The sequence below is a fragment of the Rathayibacter caricis DSM 15933 genome, assembly GCF_003044275.1.
GTDB lineage: Bacteria > Actinomycetota > Actinomycetes > Actinomycetales > Microbacteriaceae > Rathayibacter > Rathayibacter caricis.
Window position 1 is genome coordinate 40237 of sequence record NZ_PZPL01000002.1, and the last position, 18327, is coordinate 58563.

Here is an 18327-nt window from a genome sequence, read left to right on the forward strand (position 1 = left end):
GACGTCCCCCACCTGCTGCACTCCGACCAGAAGATCGCTGCGCCGTCGCGGAGTAAAGCGAACTTTTCGGGCGTCAGAGTGAGCATCGAGGCCGGCGCCTGCTGTGCGCCGTAACGAGCGAGCACCGCACCCATCAGGCTCAGATTCGCAGCGAGGTGCTCGTGCATGCTGGTGTACCCGAGCTCCCTCGATGGAACGTCCCCGTGGGCAGCGGTGATGACGCTCATGGCGCTTCCTCTCGTCGGTTCCGCTTCCGTCCGACCTCAGGCGGACAGGAGTCGGGCCACCCAGGCGTTTCGTGTTGCCGCGGCCAGTTCGGCGAGAGGGGAACCGGAGATCAGGGCGTCCCAGCCGTGAGTGCCGCCGGGCCAGATGTGCAGCTCCGCGTTGCCCCCGTCCGCCCAGAGCCGACTCGCATACGACACGTTCTCATCGCGGAACACCTCGGCCGACCCTGCATCCAGGAAGGTTGGAGGAAGTCCGGAGAGGTCACTCGCGCGAGAAGGCGCGGCGTACTCGCTCACGTGGTCGGTTCCCCGTCGCTCGCCGAGAAGCGCTGTCCACCCGACCCGGTTGCTTCCCCGGTCCCACAAGCCGACACCGTCGAACTGCTGCGCGGAGACGGTGGAGTCGGTGTCGTCGAGCATGGGGCAGATGAGGACCTGCCCGAAGAGCTCGGGTCCGCCGCGGTCCCGCGCGAGGAGCGCGACTCCTGCAGCGAGACCGCCGCCGGCGCTCGCTCCGGCAAGGACAACCCGGGACGGATCGATTCCGAGTTCGTCGGCGTTCTCGATCGTCCACAGCAGCGCCGCGTAGCAGTCTTCGACGGGAACGGGGTCGGGATGTTCAGGGGCCAGGCGGTACTCGATCGTGACGGCGACCGCGTCATGAGCGTCGACCCACGGTGCTACCAGGGAGATGCCGGTCCTCCTCGTGCCCATCACCAGCCCGCCGCCATGGATGTGGAAGACGCCTGGACCGGTACCGGTGTGGTCGCGGCGGCGAAGGACGGTGACAGCCAGCTCCGCACCGCCGAAGCCCGGTGCTGTGTACTCCGACTCCACTAGGTCGAATCGGCTGATGTCCTCCGGCACGGCGTACTGGCGCATCACCGGGATCGACTCGAGCGTGAGCGGTGCGAAGATGCCGCCCTCTGCCATCGTCGCCAACGCGGCGGCCACCCCTGGGTCGTACGGCGGGCGCCGTCGCTCTGTCTCGGACCGAGAGTTCGTCGACTCCATCGTCATGCTCCTTATCGTTCGTGCGTTCTGGACCCGGGATCGGCCCGCAAGTGTGCGCGCTGACGGCGTCAGGCGCGCATGGTCGTTCCGCCGTTGATGGAGTACACCTGTCCCGTGATCCATTCAGCGGCGTCGGAGAGTAGGAACGCGACCGTGTTGCCGATGTCGGACGGGTTTCCGTTGCGGGGTGCGGGCGTCATCGCGAGAATCGTCTGGCGGAACTCGTCGGGCAGGTTCGCCTCCGTCTGAGGAGTGAGGACGAGTCCGGGGGAGACGGTGTTCGCGCGGACGCCCTCCTTGCCGTACTTCCGGGAGATGTGGCGCGTGAGGGCGGTCGCCGCATAGGCGACCTTGTCGGCCATGCCCGCGTAGACGGCCTCGGACGAGGTGTTCACGATCGATCCGCCGCCGGCGGCAATCAGATGCGGAATCGCGTAACGGGCCGTCAGCAGGTACCCGGTGAGGTTGACGTCGATCGTTCGCTGCCAGGCGGCGAGTTTGATCTCAACCACGTTGGTGTCGAGCTCGACCTGGTCGGGGTCGATGTTCGCGGCGACGTTAAAGAGCCCGTCGATCCGGCCGTACCGCTCGATCGCGAGATCGATGAGTGCCTTGACCTGCTGCTCGTCCGAGATGTCCAACGTCGTGGCGACGCCCTCTCCTCCGACGTCGACGGCGGCCTGCACCGTCCTCTCGGCCGGAGCGAGCACGACATCGCCGACGACGATCTTCGCGCCGCCGGCCCCGAGGATGCCCGCCGTAGCAGTCGCAATGCCGCCTGCTCCCGCGAAAACGATGACTTTGTCCTGCAAGCCGTCCATGAGGCCCTCCTTCGGGTGAGCGGCGGCTGTGCCGCTCGTGTCGTGGTACGTGGTTCGCGCTAAACGTACACCTCTGCACGCAAATGAGTACGGGTGACTCGATAACGCGCGAAGGCCCCGCCTCCGGGCCGATAGGTGCGAGATACGCTCTCTCCTATGTCGTCGTCAGGCAAGCGCGCACCGCGCATCGACGCGACGAAGAATCGAGAGCAACTGGTTGCAGCAGCACGGCGGGTCTTCGCTGAATCCGGCCCCGATGCGCCCCTCGAGGATGTCGCGCAGGCTGCGTCGGTAAGCAGGACGACCCTCTACCGCAACTTCCGCACTCGGGAACAGCTCATCGCGACGCTTCTCGAGGAGAACGTCACAGAGATCGAGAAGCACGCTGCCGCCCTTCACGGGTCCTCTCGCGGGATCGTGCTCCTCTTCGACTTCGTTCTGGATCAGCAGAGCGTCAACGGCGCACTCGTGCGAGTCCTGGTGCGAGCGGATGAAGCACCTCTGCTTGCCCTGTCGCGCCGGACGCGCGAGGCGTTCGGCCCACTGCTGGTCACCGGCTTGCGGGACGGCACGATTCACGCCGATGTGCAGATGGACGACGTGATGCTCGCTTTCTCGATGGCGGCAGAAGCCATCGCGGAGTCGGCCAGGACCGGCCGCCGCATGGACGACCGAGTGCGCGTCCTCCTCCATCGCGCCCTCTGGCGAGCGGAGCGGTGAACACGGACTTCGGCCACCGGTTCGAGAGCGACCACCTGCCGACCGTTGCTCGCTCCAGGATCACCCCTCGGTGCGAGCGCCACGTGCCGTCGACCGAGACGTCGCCACTCCTCGACCGCGGTCGTCGCCGGAGACCGGCTCGGGATCAGCCGAGCGAGGCGTTCGGTACTCGCCGTCCTCGCCCGCCCCGACGGGTTCGTCTCCCGTCCGGCCGCTTCTGAAGGCGGTGGACCCTCGGACGATCAGCGAGGTGGGCAATTCGATGCGGCTCCCGGGCAGCCCGGCCCCGTGCGCGGCCTCAACGACGAGATCCACCGCGACCGTCGCCATCTCCCGTAAGGGCTGATGGGTGGTAGTCAGGGGTGGGGCAGCGAAACGAGCTTCGGGCGGATCGTCGAATCCGACCACGCAGGCGTCAGTCGGGATGGACTTCTGCGCAAGATGCGCCGCGCGGTAAATGCTCGTGGCGATGTAGTGCGTCAGAGCGAAGACACCGATCGGAGTGTCGTGGCGCCGGAAAAGGTGCTGGACGAGCCAGGGCTCGGCTCTGCGCTCGGCCCAGGGGTAGCTGAGGACCACGACGTCGACGGTGGGATCGATCCGCTCGACGGCGTCGGTGAATCCGCGGACGCGCTCCCGGCCGAAGCGGAACCGCGGCTCGTCGGTCACGATGACCAGGCTCCTCAGTCCACAGGAGAGGAGGTGCGCGGCCGCGTCGAAACCTCCCTGCCAGTCGGTGGCGCCCACGCTGGTGAGGCCTGGCCGGACGTCGGTCAGAGGTTCGAGCAGCACGACTGGGATCCGCGCGCTCTCGAGGACCGACATCTGATCGGAGGTCGGATAGATCAGGCCGAGCACGACCCCGACGGAGCTGCGCGACCGAATCCGTTGCGGCCAGTCGTCGTCGGGGTCGTCCCGTTCGACGGTCAGCACCAGGTCGAATCCGTGGCGAGCGGCTGCGGTGCGAGCGCCGGTCGTGATCTCGTTGGTCCAGGGATCGTGGAATCTCCCCATAACAAGGTCGATCAGGTACGCGCCCTTGGTGCGAGGGCGCCCGCGCTTCTCGACTCCCGGCATGTAGCCGAGTGTGTGGGCTGCCTCGTGGATTCGGGCGCGCGTCACCGAGCTCGTCTCGCCGCGCCCCGCGAGGACCCGGGACACCGTCGGGACCGACACGCCGGCCCGCTCCGCTACATCGGCCAGGCGCACAGCCCGCCGCCTGGCGTCTCCGCCCCCAGGTATCGCTGCCATCGAGCAAGCGTAGCTTTATTGCGTAAATCAATCGACACGTTTTCTCGGCGGTGACAGGCTCATCGCAGTCGCTCGAACTACAAGGAAGTAGATGACATGCAGAAGAGAAATGTGCTCGTCGCCGGTGCCGTCTCGGCCGCCCTGGCCCTCATCCTCTCGGGGTGCACCTCCGGCGGGTCGGACGGTGGCGGCGATGCCGGGTCCGTGACCCTGGACTACTGGGCCTGGGCCCCCGGGAGCGCCGAGCTCGTCGCGGCGTGGAACGCGGAGCACCCCGACATTCAGGTCAAGCACACCGACGCGGGTGGTGGCACCGACTCCTCCGCGAAGCTGCTCACCGCGAGCCGCGCGGGCAACGCACCCGACCTCGCCGCAGTCGAGTACACGACCCTCCCGTCGCTGATCGTGGCCGATGTACCCCTCAACCTGACGGACGTCCTCACCGATGACGCGAAGGCCGCGTACACCGAGGGCACCCTCCAGCAGGTCACCTTCGACGGCCAGATCTTCGCCCTTCCTCAGGACGTCGGCCCGATGGCGCTGATGTACCGCTCGGACCTTCTAGAGCAGTACGGCATTCCCGTGCCGACCACGTGGGAGGAGTTCGGGGCGGCGGCCGAAAAGGTGAAGGCCGCCGACCCGACGGCGACTCTCGCGGCCCTGCCCGCAAACCAGACCGGATTCTTCGCCGGAGTCGCCACGCAGGCAGGGGCGAAGTGGTGGAGCGTCGAGGACGGCACCTGGACGGTCGGCATCGCCGACGACGCATCACTCGAGGTCGCCGACTTCTTCCAGAACCTCGCCGAGAAGGGCTACATCTCGACCGACGCCATTCTCACCCCGGAGTGGAACGCCGCGGCGAACACCGGCAAGGTGCTCTCCTGGCCGTCCGCGCTCTGGGCGCCCGGCGTGATCGAGGGCGTCGCCCCGGACACCATCGGCAAGTGGTCGATGGCGCCCCTGCCGCAGTGGACCGCCGGTGACGCCGCCGTCGCCTACCAGGGAGGGTCGGGAGTCATCGTGACCAAGGGCTCGGATCACCCGGAGGAGGCGGCCGAGTTCGCCGAGTGGATGAACTCCAGCAAGGAGGGCGCCGATCTCCTGCTCTCCGAGGGCAACATCTACCCGGCCGCGACCTCCGGTCAGGAGACCGCTGCGTCGAGTGAACCGCCCGCTCTGATGCCGCAGCAGACCGACTACTACCAGACGGCTGCCGAGATCTCCTCCGACACCATCCCGGTCACCTGGGGTCCGAACTACAACGTCGCCAACACCGCCTTCGGCGACACCCTGAACAAGGCCGTGCAGGACGGCACCTCGTGGCGCGACGCGTTCATCGAGGTCCAGGACGTCGTCGTCGCCGACATGAAGAAGTCCGGCTTCGAGGTCTCCAACTAGCAGCACCGCTCGTTCCCTGCCGGCCTCGCGCCGGCGGGGAACGCTGCCGAAAGGACGACCATGACCACCACCACGACCACCCCGGCCGCGACTCCGGCCGTCACGACCGGAGCTGCGCCCCGGCGCCGCCCTTCGAGGCGCCGTCGCGGCCGCGCCGCCCCCTACCTCTTCCTCCTGCCCGCGCTGGTGCTCTTCGTCGTGTTCATGGTCGTCCCGATCATCTACGCGACCTGGCTGAGCTTCCAGACCTACCGCCTGCAGGGCGGCGGGATCCTCGGAACCCGTGTCCAGGTGTTCGCAGGGTTGGACAACTACGTTTCTGCGCTGACCAACCCGGAGCTCCTCGTCGGGTTCGGGCACCTCAGCATCTACGCCGTGATCGCCGTTCCCGTCACCCTCGGGCTGGCGCTGCTGTTCGCTCTGCTGCTCGATGTCCCCGCCGCCCGGGCGACGAGGTTCGCGCGCACGGCCATCTTCATCCCCTATGCCGTGCCGGGGGTCATTGCCGCCCTTCTCTGGGGCTTCCTCTACCTGCCGGGGACGAGCCCGTTCTCCGACGTCTCCATAACTCTCGGAGGGGGCGCCATCCCGTTCCTCGACGAGACGGGAATCTTCGGCTCCATCGCGAACATCGCGATCTGGGGCGGCGTCGGATTCAACATGATCATCATCTTCACTTCGCTACGCGGGATCCCCGCCGACATCTACGAGGCGGCCCGCATCGACGGAGCCAACGAGATGCAACTCGCGCTGAGAATCAAGATCCCCCTCGTCGTCCCTGCCCTCGTCCTCACCGGGATCTTCTCTGTGATCGGCGCTCTCCAGCTCTACGGCGAGCCGACCACCTTGAAGCCGATGACGAACGTGATCAGCCAGACCTGGGTGCCCCTCATGACCATCTATCGCGATGCATTCCTCACCGACGATCTTCCGTCCGCTGCGGCACTCTCCGTCGTCCTCGCCGTGGGAACGGTCGCCCTGTCGGCGCTCGTCCTCGGCATCACCCGTCGCCGCACGGCAGGAGTCAGCGAATGACCGCACTCAGCACCAGGACCGCGTCGAGCACGACGACGCAGAGGACCGAGCCCAAGAAGTCGTTGTTCTGGGGACGCCTCATTCCCACCGCGCTGCTCCTGATCGGCGCGTTCTACTGCCTGATCCCCGTCGCCTGGGTCTTCATTGCCTCGACGAAGTCTCCGGCCGAGCTCTTCTCGAGCTTCACCTTCGCTCCCGGCTCCGGTCTCCTCGGGAACCTCGCCGACCTCTTCAGCTACGGCGGCGGCCAGTTCGGCCTCTGGTCGCTGAACTCCATCCTCTTCGCCGGCTTCGGCGGACTCCTCTCGACCCTCGTCTCGGCGATGGCCGGCTTCGCGCTGGCGAAGTACGAGTTCCGCGGACGGAGCCTGATCTTCTACTGCATCCTCGGCGGCGTGCTCATCCCCGGGATCACTCTCGCGATCCCGCAGTACCTGCTCCTGTCGCAACTCGGTCTGGCCGGGAGCTACCTCTCGGTCCTGCTCCCCGTCATCATCAGCCCGTTCGGGATCTACCTCTCCCGGGTCTACGCCGCCTCCGCGGTGCCGACCGACACCATCGAGGCCGCGCGGATCGACGGCGCGAGCGAGTGGCGCATCTTCCGCTCGATCGCGCTCCCGCTTCTGGTTCCCGGGATGGTGACGGTGTTCATGCTGCAGTTCGTCGGGATTTGGAACAACTTCCTCCTCCCGTTCGTCATGCTCTCGGACCAGGACAACTACCCCCTCACTGTCGGTCTTTACACGCTGCTGTCGAAAGGTTCGGGGTCGCCCGCGCTGTACTCGCTGGCCATCACGGGCGCGGCGGTGTCGATCATCCCGCTCATCGCGCTGATGCTGGTGCTGCAGCGTTTCTGGCGCCTCGACCTGCTCTCCGGCGGGCTCAAGGGCTGATCGAGGGTGCGCAGAGCGATCGTCTCCCACTCCCTCGACCTCCCCACCGGCACGACGTTCCCCGGAATAGCCGACGGCTTCGCCTTCGGGGGTGACTACTCTCCGGAGCAGTGGCCGGAGTCCGTCTGGGTCGACGACGTTCGATTGATGCGCGAGGCGGGGGTGAACTGCGTCAACCTCGGAGTGTTCTCGTGGGGACTCGTCGAGACCGCGGACGGCGTCTTCGACTTCGGCTGGCTCGACCGGGTCTTCGATCTCCTGCACGAGAACGAGGTCGGGATCAACCTGGCCACGCCGACCGCGGCCCCTCCTGTCTGGCTACTGCAGAAGCACCCCGAGATCCTCCGCACCGACGCTTCCGGGGTGCGGATGTCGCAGGGAGGGAGGCTCGGCTGGTCACCCAGCTCTGCCGTGTTCCGCCGCTACGCGCTCCGGATCGTCGAGGCCCTGGCGAGGAGGTACGGAGCGCACCCGGCGTTGCGGCTCTGGCACGTCAGCAACGAGCTCGGCAACGAGAACCACCGCTGCTTCAGCGACGAGACGGCTCGCGCCTGGCAGCTCTGGTTGAGCCGTCGGTTCGAGAGCATCGGCGCCCTGAATCGAGCCTGGGGGACGGCCTTCTGGGGCCACGTCTACTCGGACTTCGACGAGATCCTGCCGCCCCGAACCACGGGGACGAGCCACAACCCAGGGCTCCTGCTCGACTTCGAGAGGTTCTCGAGTGACGCGCTCCTCGAGCACTACCGCGCCGAGCGCGACCTGCTGCGGAGCCTCGCACCCGCGATCCCGATCACGACCAACTTCATGATCCAGAACGAGCCCGGCGTCGCGAACTACTCGCGATGGGCTCAGGACGTCGACCTCGTCGCCAACGACCACTACCCGATCGCCGCCGACCCAGAGGGACACGGGGAGCTGTCATTCAGTGCCGACCGGACCCGCGGGGTCGCGGGAGGCCGGCCGTGGCTGCTCATCGAGCACTCCACCTCCGCGGTGAACTGGCAGCCGCGCAATCGCGCGAAGGCACCAGGAGAGCTCGCGCGGAACAGCCTCGCGCACATCGCCCGCGGAGCCGACGGCGCTCTGTTCTTCCAGTGGCGGCAATCGACCGCGGGCAGCGAGCAGTTCCACTCCGCCATGGTTCCGCACGCGGGCGCCGACTCGAGGATCTTCCGCGAGGTCGCCGCACTCGGTGCCTCTCTCGAGCGACTCGCAGAAGTGGCGGGCTCCGTCACAGAACGAGCCGACATCGCGATCCTCTTCAGTGAGGACGCGGCAGCCGCACTACGATCGGGTCCGAAGCCGAGCATCGAGCTCACTCCGCTCGAAGAGGCGCTGTCCTACCACCGCGTCCTGACCGCGCGGGGGCTGGCGGTCGACGTACTCCCGCCGGAGGCGGATCTCGAGGCTTACCGCCTCGTTCTCCTCCCCTCGGTGTACCTCCTGCCCGCAGCGGCCGTCGAGCGACTGACCCGCTGGGTCGAGGCCGGGGGAGTGCTGGTCGTCTCGCCGTTCTCGGGCATCGTCGACGACGAGGGCCGAGTCATCGGCGGCGGCTACCCGGGAGCGCTCCGCGACTTGCTGGGGGTGCGGATGGAAGAATTCTTTCCGCTGCTCGAGCGGCAGAAGACCGTTCTCTCGGATGGATCCGCCGGTCATCTCTGGTCGGAGCTGGGGCGCAGCGCCGGCGCCGAAGTGACGGCCACCTACCGGACGGGTGCACTCGCAGGTTCCCCCGCACTCTTCCGCCGATCCGTCGGGTCGGGCACCGCGATCTACCACTCCACGTTCCTCGACACCGACTCCAAGGATGCCCTCATCGCCTCGCTCGCCCGCCGCCACCATCTCCGGCCCGTCGCCGAAGGCGACCCCGGCCTGGAGCGCGTGCGACGCGTCTCCAGCGATTCATCGGCTCCGTCATCCTGGCTGTTCGCGATCAACCACACCCTTGAGCCGCGATCGCTGCACGTCACCGGGGTCGACCTGATGACAGGGATGACCGCCGACGGTGCGGCCGTCATCGCGCCGGGCGACGTCGCAGTGTTTCGCGAGACGGAGCGCCGCCGATGATCGCGTCGCCGCCCCCTCAGCTCATGCCCCTCGAGCAGCAGGAGGGACACATGAGCACCTTCAGCAACCCCGTCCTCCCCGGATTCCACCCGGATCCCTCCGTCTGCCGGAGAGACGGCGGCGGCTATCTCCTCGTCACCTCCTCCTTCGAGTACTTCCCGGGAGTGCCTCTGTTCACGAGCGAGGACCTCGTAACGTGGACGCCCCTGGGCCACGTGCTGGACCGACCGGAGCAGCTCGACCTGACGGGCGTCGACAGCTCGGACGGTATCTGGGCGGCCACGATTCGCGAGAACGATGGCGTGTACTACGTCGTGACGACGCTCGTCCGCAACCGCAAGGGCGGCGGCAACTTCGTCGTGACCGCGACCAATCCGGCCGGTCCCTGGTCCGACCCCGTCCCCTTGATCGCGGACGGCATCGACCCGTCCCTCTTCTTCGACGACGACGGCAGATGCTGGTTCACCGCCTGCAGAGACAACCAAGCCGCCGGCAATCCTGGGGAGCTGTGGATGCAGGAGCTCGACCTCGAGGAGTTGCAACTCGTCGGCCCGCAGTACTCCCTCTGGACTGGAGCGCTCTCCGGCGCCTGGGTCGAAGGACCTCACTTGTACAAGCGTGACGGCATCTACTACCTCATCGGAGCGGAAGGCGGCACCGAGCGCAACCACTCGGTGACCCTCGCCAGCGCCTTAAGTATCACTGGGCCCTACCGCGGGTCGGGTCGGAATCCGGTACTGACTCACCGACACCTGGGTTCCGGCTTTCCGATTCAGAACGTGGGGCATGCGGATCTCGTCGACACTCCCTTGGGTGAGACGTGGGCCCTCGTGCTCGGCGTGCGTCCTCGGCAGGGCTCGCATGTGCTCGGACGTGAGGTCTTCCTGGTTCCCGTCGAGTGGGAGGAGAGCGGTCCGGTCTTCTCACCCGGAGTCGGCCACGTCCGCGAGGTGGAGCGGCGGCCTCTCTCGGGCACGTCAGCACACTCGGCAGCCGATCGGTTCGTGCGTCCGGAACCGGACCGCGATGGCTGGGACTCACCTATCTGGTCGACTCTCCGCTACCCGCGCGAGACCTCGGGCGTCTCGACCGACGAGGGGTGCTTGACGATGACTCTGCTCCCGGGCGATCTGACGGGGACCGGACCTCAGGCCGCCCTCCTTCGGCGGCAGCAGCACCACGAGTTCGACCTCCGCGTGACGCTGGACTTCGAGCCCCTCGAGCCGCACGACGAGGCCGGCGTCGTGATCGTCCAGAACCGATCGGCTTTCGCCACGATGACGCTGCGGCGTCCTGCGGGAGCTGAGGTCGTGCTCACCGTCCGTCGACGCGACCGGGGCGTCGAGACGATCGAATCTTCCCCAGTACCGGGCGGCGTAGTCGAGCTGTCGGTGCAGTCCGACGGCACCCACTACAGCTTCCGCTATCGCCTCGGCGGCTCCGAGGAGTTCAGACCGGCGGCCGCACCGATCGACATCCGCGCGCTGAGCACGGAACGGGCGGGCGGCTTCACGGGCGTGCACCTCGGCCCCTACGCGACCGGGAACGGGCGTGCATCATCGGCCATCGCGCGCTTCACCCGGTTCTCGTACGAGAACGGCCCGGGGGCAGCGAGCCGGACGAGGTGACGCGCAGTAGGCGCTTCCTTCGTTCGGGGGCGGTGCGTCCTACGGTGCGATGACCTTCGCGCCGGCGGAGGCCAGGACAGGCCCGTCCCGGTCGGTGACGACGGTGCAGTCGGCGAGGCTGAACGACCGGCACAACGAGATGACGTCGAACTTGCTGCTATCCGCGAGGACGAACGTCTCGCGGCTGTGCGCTTGCACGATGCGCTTCTTGTTCGCCTCGCGGACATCGAAGGTCGTGACTCCCGCCAGGGCGTGGATCCCTGTGACTCCGATGAAGGCGCGGTCGAAGTACAGTTCGTCGAGCTGGCGGTCGGTCATCGTCCCCGCGACCGAGCCGATGTCGGGAAGATAGTCGCCGCCGAGCGCGGTCACCGTGATGCCCGGTGCCGGAACGACGGCGAGGACCTGCGTGTTCGACGTGATGACGTGCACGCGCACGTCGGTCAAGGCGAGCATGAACTCGGTGAGAGACGTTCCGGAGTCGACGTAGATCGTCTCGCCGTCGGTCACGAGGGCGGCGGCGGCCCGGGCGATGGCGACCTTCTCGGCATGGTTGATCAGCGACTTCGCGGCAGCCGGGAGCTCCGCTGCGCGGTCCTGGGCGCGGATGGCTCCGCCGCGGAGACTGACGACGCGTCCTTCCTCCTCGAGGAGGCGGATGTCACGCCGGACGGTGGAGGACGAGGCTCCCGTCGCGGTGACGAGGTCCTCGATCAGGATCGAGTCACCCAGCGCGACCCGGTCGAGGATGAGCTGGTGCCTGGCGAACGATTTCACTCTGGAGGGCCTCTCGTGTCGGCATGCTGGACTGAGCACCGACGCCCTCGACCGTGATCGAGGCGACACGTGCCGCACCCCGCGCCGCGTCGAACGGCGCTGCTCCGTCGACGATCGCCGCGGCGAAGGCGCCGATGAACGAATCTCCGGCGCCGGTCGTGTCGACGGCGAAGGTCGCGACGGCCGGAACGAACTCGACGTCCAGACCCGCTGCAACATAGCAGCCACGGCTACCGAGGGTGAGGATCACGTCATCGCACCAGGAGCGCAGCTCCCGGACGGCGAGGCGCATTGCGGCGTCGTCATCGACCTGACCGAGGTCGCGTCCCAGATAGGACGCCGCCTCGTCCTCGTTCACGATAAGCCAGGCGCAGGCGCGGGTGAGCTCGCGCGACACAGGCCTCGCCGGCGCAGCGTTGTAGAGGACAGGGATCCCCGCGGCCGTCGCGAGCTGCACGGCACGCTCGTTCGCGGAGATGGGGACCTCGTTCTGCAGCACGACAAGTCCGACGCCCTCGAAGAAGTCCGCACTGTCATCGATCCAGGATTCCGTCACCTCAGCGTTCGCGCCTTCGACGATGGTCGCGTACACCTCGCCCTGGCCCACGACGTGCACGATGCCCAAACCGTTCGGAGCGCTCGTGGGGCGAAGGCGGCAGGTGATACCCGCCTCCTGCAGGTTGTCGCTGCAGAGCCGACCGTAGTGATCGGCGCCCGTAGCGCCGATGAAGCGCACGGCCGCTCCCAGCCGCGCCGCCTGCATAGCCTGGTTGGCGCCCTTTCCGCCGAAGTCGCCGCGGAAGCTGTCTGCCGCGAGAGTCTCGCCCCGACGCGGGAGCCGCTGCTGACTGATGATCAGGTCGTAGTTGATGCTGCCGACCACCAGGATGGCGTTCTCTGTCATAGAGGTCTCCTCTTCGCTGCCTGTGACCTTACGACCCCATGACAAAAATTGTCAAAGGACCGCACGAAGCTCGGTTCACAGCGACATCTGTCGGACAGGGCCGCCTCAGAATGACCCGGAATGAATATTCTTGACAACGCTTGTCATCGGTCGTACTTTCAGGTCATGAAGTTCGCCACGCGCCTCAACTCGTTCATCAGCGGCGGAGACACCGCTGCAGCCCTCCGTCGCATCAGTGCGACCCGAGGCATCGACTACGTCGACCTCAACTACCCCGAGCACTTCACGGGTATCGGCTCCGATGCCATGAAGCCCCTGCTCGACGAGCTCGGACTCACCCTCAACAGCGTCGCCATGCGCTTCCGGAAGGACTTCGTCCACGGGGAGTACAGCAACCGCGACGAGGCCGTCCGCCGCGAGGCGATCGAGCTGACGAAGGAGGGGATCGACGCCGCCGCCGCCGGAGGCAGCGACCTCGTCACCGTCTGGCTCGGTTACGACGGCTTCGACTACACCTTCCAGAAGGACTACGCGAAGGATCTCGGCCGCATCGTCGAGGCGTTCCAGGAGCTCGCCGACTACCGTCCGGACATCCGGATCAGCATCGAGTACAAGCCGTACGAGGAGCGCGTCCACTCCGTCATCCGCAGCGTCGGCCAGACGCTGCACATCCTTCAGCTGATCGACCGTCCCAACGTCGGCGCGACCCTCGACTTCGCGCACATGCTGATGGCTGGAGACGCCCCCGGATTCGGGGCCGCGCTCCTCCTCGCCGAGGGCAAGCTGTGGGGCGTCCACCTCAACGACGGCAACAACGATCACGACGACGGACTGATGATCGGCTCGATCCACCCGTTCGAGACGATCGAGTTCCTCTACTACCTCCTCCGTCACGAGTACGACGGCGTCATCTACTTCGACACGTTCCCGATTCGCGAGGACGCGCAGGAGGAGGCCGAGACGAACCGGGCGACGGTCGAGCTGCTCATCGCGAAGATCGAGGCCGTCGGAGTCGACCGCATCACCTCGGTGATCGAGAAGGCCGACGGCATCGCCTCGCAGCAGCTCCGCAACGAGCTTCTGGGGATCGCCGTTCCGACCCCCGCCTCCTGACCGGTACCGGCTGCGACACCGGGGCATCTCGGTCGCCGCAGCCGGTCCACCCCTCTCCCTCCCTCCCAACCCTCCTCCCCGAAGCACGGCAACACCCCACGACAACCGGCATGATCCATGCCCGAACCACTAGGTGGAACACGCAATGGCGCGATCAAGAACAGTCTTCTCACTCTCCCTCGTGGCGGCGATCACCCTCGTCGCCCTCGTCGGGGGAGTCGTCGGTGGCAGGGCCACCGTCTCCCAGGCAGACACCACCGGCGGGGGCAGCGGCGGCGCCGCGTCCGGCGTCGCAGTGGACGTCATCATCCGGGCCAGCGACTCCGCGTACTGGCAGACCCTCCTCGCCGGCTCCGAGGCGGCGGCCACGGACTACGGCATCGACGTGTCCAGCTTCGGTCCCACCTCCGAGACCGACATCGCCGGCCAGGTCCAGCTCGTCGAGAACTCGGTCAGCCGGGGCGTGGACGCGATCCTCATCGCGCCGAGCTCGAGCGAGGCACTCAACGCCTCCATCGACGCTGCCCGCGAGGCGGGGATCAAGGTCATCACGGCCGACACCCGCGTGACCGCGGACATCGAGGGCCACATCGGAACGAACAACATCTCCGCGGGTACCGCTGCGGGCGAGCGGATGTGCGAGCTGCTCACCGCTCAGGGAACGACGACGGGCAAGGTCCTCGTGGAGGCGCCCATCGCCGGGATCGAAGCGAACCAGGATCGCGACGCCGGGTTCCGCGCAGGACTCGCGACAGGCTGCCCGGACATCGACTCGAGCCTGCAGAGCTACAACAACAACGACATCGCTACCGCTGCCGCACAGGTCAACGACGCCATCTCGGCGAACCCCGACCTCGTCGGCGTCTTCGCCGACAATAACAGCTCCGGAGTCGGCGCCGCGACAGCCATCAAGGACAACGACGCGGCCGACCGCATCGCGGTCGTCGCCTTCGACTCCGACCCCGCCGAGAACGCCGCCCTCGCCGCGGGCACCATCGACGCACTCGTCGTGCAGAACCCCTGGTTCCTCGGATACCAGGGCGTCGTCGAGGCGGCCATGGCGACCCAAGGCCGCATCCCTCCCGCGAACCTCGACCCCGGCGTGGCCATCGCTGATCGCGAGAACAGCGAGACCCCCGAGATCAAGTCGCTGCTGGAGCCGCAGACCGCTGAGGTCGACTGATGGCAGTCATCAATCCCGACGGGACGGCTGTACTTCGGCTCACCGGGGTCTCGAAAGCCTTCGGCGCCGTCCAGGCACTGAACGGCGTCTCGCTCACGCTGGTGCCCGGCCAGGTGCACTGCCTCGCCGGTGAGAACGGCGCCGGGAAGTCGACGCTGATCAAGATTCTCACCGGAGCGTTGCACCGCGACACCGGCGAGTACGAGATCGAGGGTCAGCCGGTCACTGCGATCACACCCGCCTCGCTGCGAACCGCCGGTGTCCAGGCGGTCTACCAGGAGCTCAGCCTGCTACCGCACCTGTCGGTCGGCGAAAACATGTTCATGGGGCGGCTTCCCTCCCGCTCCGGTGTCATCAAGACCGGTGACCTACACGACCGGTGCCGCGTCGTTCTCGACTCGCTCGGCCTGACCGAGCTCGACCCGGACGTCGTCGTCGAACGACTTCCCGCCGCGACGAAACAGCTCGTCGAGGTCGCCAAGGTCGTCACGGCCGACGCGGTCAAAGTCATCGTCTTCGACGAGCCGACGACTGCGCTGACCGAGGCGGAATCAGCACGCCTGCTCGACCAGATCCGCCTCTTCCGCGACCAGGGCGTAGCCATCCTGTACGTCACCCACCGTCTCGAGGAGATGTTCGAGATCGGCGACTGGGTCACCGTCCTCCGCGACGGCGAACTGTCGCAAAGCGGACCGATGAGCGACTACTCGGAGGCGACGCTCATCAATGCGATGGTCGGCCGCGAGGTGTCCTCCCTCTATCCCGACGAAGCGCGCGAGACGGGACAGGCCCGCCTGAGCGTTAGCGGCCTCCGACGCACCGCCGACGGGCCGATTGTCGACTTCGAGGCGCGCGGCGGCGAGATCCTCGGTATCGGCGGTCTCCTCGGCTCGGGACGCAGCGAGCTGCTGCTGAGCATCTTCGGCTCGGAGCCGGTCATCGAGGGCGTGGTCCGGATCGACGGGGTGCCCGTAAATCCGGACAGCCCGCGCACCATGATGACCGCGGGCGTCGCGCTGCTCACCGAGGACCGGAAGGTTCTCGGTCTCCTCCCCGAGCTGTCCATCCGCGAGAACGTGACCATCGCGAGTCTCCGCGCCGGGTCACGGAAGGGGCTGGTGCCCGGCAAGTCGCAGGCCGACGAGGCGGACGCCCTGCTCGACAGCTTGCGGCTGCGGGCGGGGTCCTACGATCAGCCGGTCTCGACGCTGTCCGGCGGCAACCAGCAGAAGGTGCTGCTCGCGCGCTGGCTGCTCACCAAGCCCAAGGTCATCATGTTCGACGAGCCCACCAAGGGCATCGACGTGGGAGCGAAAGGCGAGCTCTACGACGTCATCAACGACCTCGCCCGGCAGGGATTGGCGGTCATCGTCGTGTCCTCGTACCTGCCCGAGCTGCTCGGCCTCGCCGACCGCGTACTCGTCCTGCGCGAGGGGGCGATCGCCGGAGAACTCGGCGGGGGCGCCTCCGAGGAGGAGGTCCTCCACCTCGCCAGCGGCGGCGGCACAGCACCGGACCCCCTCCGGCGCACTCCGCCTCTCCAGCACAATCCCTCAACCGACCCGGTCATCCGACAGAACATCGAGGAAGTACCCCATGCCTAAGCTGATGTGGCGCGAGCCCATCGAGACGACCACGATCCGCGTCGTGCGCAAGGACGATGCCGTCCGCACCGCGCAGAGCGGCTCGTCCTCGACGTCCCTCAAGCCCCGGGTCGCGACCCTGGGCAGCATCGCCGGCCGAGAGAGCGGCGTACTCATCGTCCTTCTCGTCGTCTTCGGTGCACTCACCCTCGCCAGCGACGACTTCCTCACCGGGAACAACCTCGCCAACCTGGCACGGCAGGTGTCGATCTACGGCATCCTCGCCATCGGTCAGCTCATGGTGATCCTCACCGGCGGCATCGACCTCTCCGTCGGATCGATCCTCGGCCTCGCCGGCGCGGTCACCGCGCAGCTCCTCGTGGCAGGAGTGCCCGTCATTGCGGCGCTGCTCCTCGGAGCTCTCGTCGGCGCCGTCCTCGGCATCATCACCGGGCTGCTAGTCACGAGGTTCAAGCTGCCACCGTTCATCGCGACTCTAGGCATGCTCGGCATCGCCCGTGGTGTGGTGCTGGTCATCACCGACGCCAACACCATCCAGGGTCTGCCGGAGGACTTCCAAGCCATCGCGAACGGCTCGGTCGCAGGGATCCCCAACCTACTGATCCTCTTCATCGCCATCGCCGCCATAGCCGCCTTCGTCCTCAAGCGCACGGTCTTCGGACGCTACGTCTACGCGGTGGGCTCGAACCCTGAGGCGGCACGCCTCGCGGGCGTCCCGGTCACCCTCGTCACCATCACCGTCTACGGGATCGCGGGTCTGCTCTCCGCCGTCGGCGGCGTGCTGCTCACCTCGCGGCTCGGAGCCGGAGTCCCCACGGCAGGAACAGGCTTCGAGCTGCAGGCAATCGCTGCCTGCGTCATCGGAGGCGCTAGCCTCGCCGGTGCTCGTGGCAGCGCGATCGGCGCCGCCTGCGGTGCTCTGCTCATCGGGGTGCTCAACAACGGAGGCAACCTCCTCGCGGTGAACTCGTTCTACCTGCAGATCGCCATCGGCCTCCTGATCCTGGTGGCCGTCGCATTCGATCAGCTGAACACTCGCAACGCCGCCCGCGAATAGCACTGCGCCGGGCTGCGGTCCCGACGACACTACGAAGCCGTCCCGGCAGCGCTACCGCGCTGACGACACTACGAAGCCGTCCCGGCAGCGCTACCGCGCTGCCGGGACGGCCCTGCTCCATCGACGAGGAAGACGAGACGACCATGCTCAAAGGAATCGACAGCGTCCTGACCGCCGAAATTCTCCTGGTGCTCATGTCCATGGGACACGGTGACGACCTCCTCCTCTGCGACGTGAACCACCCGGCCGCCAGCATCGCGACCCACACGATGCACGGCAAGGTCATCGACATGGCGGGCTGCGACCTGCCAAGGGCGACGGAGGCGATCCTCACCCTCCTGCCACTCGACACCTTCGTACCTGCGCCCGTCCAGCGGATGAAGGTCGTCGGCGACGCGAGCCGCATCATGCCCGTCCACGAGCGCATCCAAGCCGTCGTCGACAGGGCGGAGGGGCGCCCCGTCACCGTAGGGGCGCTCGAGCGCTTCGATTTCTACGACGCGGCGCGACGCGCCTTCGCCGTCATTCGGACCTCTGACCCCGGACCCTACGGCTGCTTCCTGCTCCGCAAGGGTGTCATCTGAGTCCTGAGCCGCGATACCCGCGGTCGCACTCGCCTCACGACGGTGATA

At 67.4% G+C, this 18327-nt stretch carries 16 protein-coding genes and 1 pseudogene; 11 read left to right on the plus strand and 6 right to left on the minus strand.

The window, feature by feature from the left end:
• Positions 1-263: 263 nt before the first annotated feature.
• The gene (locus tag C1I63_RS18155) at positions 264-1241 is read right to left on the minus strand and encodes an alpha/beta hydrolase (RefSeq protein WP_107576178.1); all 978 of its coding nucleotides are present in this window, start codon (positions 1239-1241) and stop codon (positions 264-266) included.
• A gap of 68 nt (positions 1242-1309) precedes the next feature.
• Positions 1310-2062, minus strand: coding sequence for an SDR family NAD(P)-dependent oxidoreductase (locus tag C1I63_RS18160; protein ID WP_107575981.1), 753 nt, complete (start codon positions 2060-2062; stop codon positions 1310-1312).
• A gap of 156 nt (positions 2063-2218) precedes the next feature.
• Here C1I63_RS18160 and C1I63_RS18165 point away from each other — a divergent pair, with 156 nt between their 5' ends.
• Positions 2219-2782: a TetR/AcrR family transcriptional regulator gene (locus C1I63_RS18165; RefSeq protein WP_107575982.1), complete on the plus strand. Its 564-nt coding sequence runs from the start codon at positions 2219-2221 to the stop codon at positions 2780-2782.
• 60 nt (positions 2783-2842) lie between these two features.
• On the opposite strand, the gene C1I63_RS18170 is transcribed toward C1I63_RS18165, so the two are convergent.
• Both C1I63_RS18170 and C1I63_RS20195 read right to left on the minus strand, forming a co-directional pair.
• Positions 2843-3859: a substrate-binding domain-containing protein gene (locus C1I63_RS18170; protein ID WP_244907294.1), complete on the minus strand. Its 1017-nt coding sequence runs from the start codon at positions 3857-3859 to the stop codon at positions 2843-2845.
• A gap of 6 nt (positions 3860-3865) precedes the next feature.
• Positions 3866-4033: pseudogene (locus C1I63_RS20195) on the minus strand (LacI family DNA-binding transcriptional regulator); the annotation flags it as partial.
• A 96-nt stretch (positions 4034-4129) separates the two neighbouring features.
• On the opposite strand from C1I63_RS20195, the gene C1I63_RS18175 reads away from it, so the two are divergent.
• From C1I63_RS18175 to C1I63_RS18195, 5 genes are read left to right on the plus strand one after another with little or no spacing between them, the layout of a single operon-like run.
• Positions 4130-5431 carry an ABC transporter substrate-binding protein gene (locus C1I63_RS18175; protein ID WP_107575984.1) on the plus strand — a complete coding sequence of 434 codons (1302 nt, stop codon included), beginning with the start codon at positions 4130-4132 and terminating at the stop codon, positions 5429-5431.
• A 60-nt stretch (positions 5432-5491) separates the two neighbouring features.
• The gene (locus tag C1I63_RS18180) at positions 5492-6466 is read left to right on the plus strand and encodes a carbohydrate ABC transporter permease (RefSeq protein WP_107575985.1); all 975 of its coding nucleotides are present in this window, start codon (positions 5492-5494) and stop codon (positions 6464-6466) included.
• Positions 6463-7359, plus strand: a complete 897-nt coding sequence (locus tag C1I63_RS18185) for a carbohydrate ABC transporter permease (RefSeq protein WP_107575986.1) — start codon at positions 6463-6465, stop codon at positions 7357-7359. The genes C1I63_RS18180 and C1I63_RS18185 overlap by 4 nt, the downstream gene beginning before the upstream one ends.
• Before the next feature lie 6 nt (positions 7360-7365).
• Positions 7366-9429 (plus strand): beta-galactosidase, encoded by a 2064-nt coding sequence (locus C1I63_RS18190; protein WP_236553716.1) that lies wholly within the window; start codon positions 7366-7368, stop codon positions 9427-9429.
• Between the two features lie 50 nt (positions 9430-9479).
• Complete coding sequence (locus tag C1I63_RS18195; RefSeq protein ID WP_211315689.1) at positions 9480-11057, plus strand: glycoside hydrolase family 43 protein; 1578 nt, start codon at positions 9480-9482, stop codon at positions 11055-11057.
• 39 nt (positions 11058-11096) lie between these two features.
• Here C1I63_RS18195 and C1I63_RS18200 read toward each other — a convergent pair whose 3' ends face one another.
• Both C1I63_RS18200 and C1I63_RS18205 read right to left on the minus strand, forming a co-directional pair.
• Complete coding sequence (locus C1I63_RS18200) at positions 11097-11834, minus strand: DeoR/GlpR family DNA-binding transcription regulator (RefSeq protein WP_159989421.1); 738 nt, start codon at positions 11832-11834, stop codon at positions 11097-11099.
• Positions 11782-12738, minus strand: coding sequence for a ribokinase (locus tag C1I63_RS18205; RefSeq protein ID WP_107575988.1), 957 nt, complete (start codon positions 12736-12738; stop codon positions 11782-11784). Before C1I63_RS18205 ends, C1I63_RS18200 begins: the two co-directional genes overlap by 53 nt.
• A 165-nt stretch (positions 12739-12903) precedes the next feature.
• Between C1I63_RS18205 and C1I63_RS18210 the strand changes: the two genes are divergently transcribed.
• From C1I63_RS18210 to C1I63_RS18230, 5 genes are all read left to right on the plus strand, one after another.
• Positions 12904-13851, plus strand: a complete 948-nt coding sequence (locus C1I63_RS18210; protein ID WP_107575989.1) for a sugar phosphate isomerase/epimerase family protein — start codon at positions 12904-12906, stop codon at positions 13849-13851.
• A gap of 181 nt (positions 13852-14032) precedes the next feature.
• Positions 14033-15034, plus strand: a complete 1002-nt coding sequence (locus tag C1I63_RS18215) for an ABC transporter substrate-binding protein (protein WP_211315690.1) — start codon at positions 14033-14035, stop codon at positions 15032-15034.
• Positions 15034-16638, plus strand: a complete 1605-nt coding sequence (locus C1I63_RS18220) for a sugar ABC transporter ATP-binding protein (protein WP_107575991.1) — start codon at positions 15034-15036, stop codon at positions 16636-16638. The genes C1I63_RS18215 and C1I63_RS18220 overlap by 1 nt, the downstream gene beginning before the upstream one ends.
• Positions 16631-17695, plus strand: coding sequence for an ABC transporter permease (locus C1I63_RS18225; RefSeq protein WP_107575992.1), 1065 nt, complete (start codon positions 16631-16633; stop codon positions 17693-17695). The genes C1I63_RS18220 and C1I63_RS18225 overlap by 8 nt, the downstream gene beginning before the upstream one ends.
• Positions 17696-17838: 143 nt before the next feature.
• A complete protein-coding gene (locus C1I63_RS18230; RefSeq protein ID WP_107575993.1) occupies positions 17839-18279 on the plus strand; it encodes an RbsD/FucU family protein in 441 nt (146 codons plus the stop codon).
• The last annotated feature ends 48 nt before the right edge of the window (positions 18280-18327 follow it).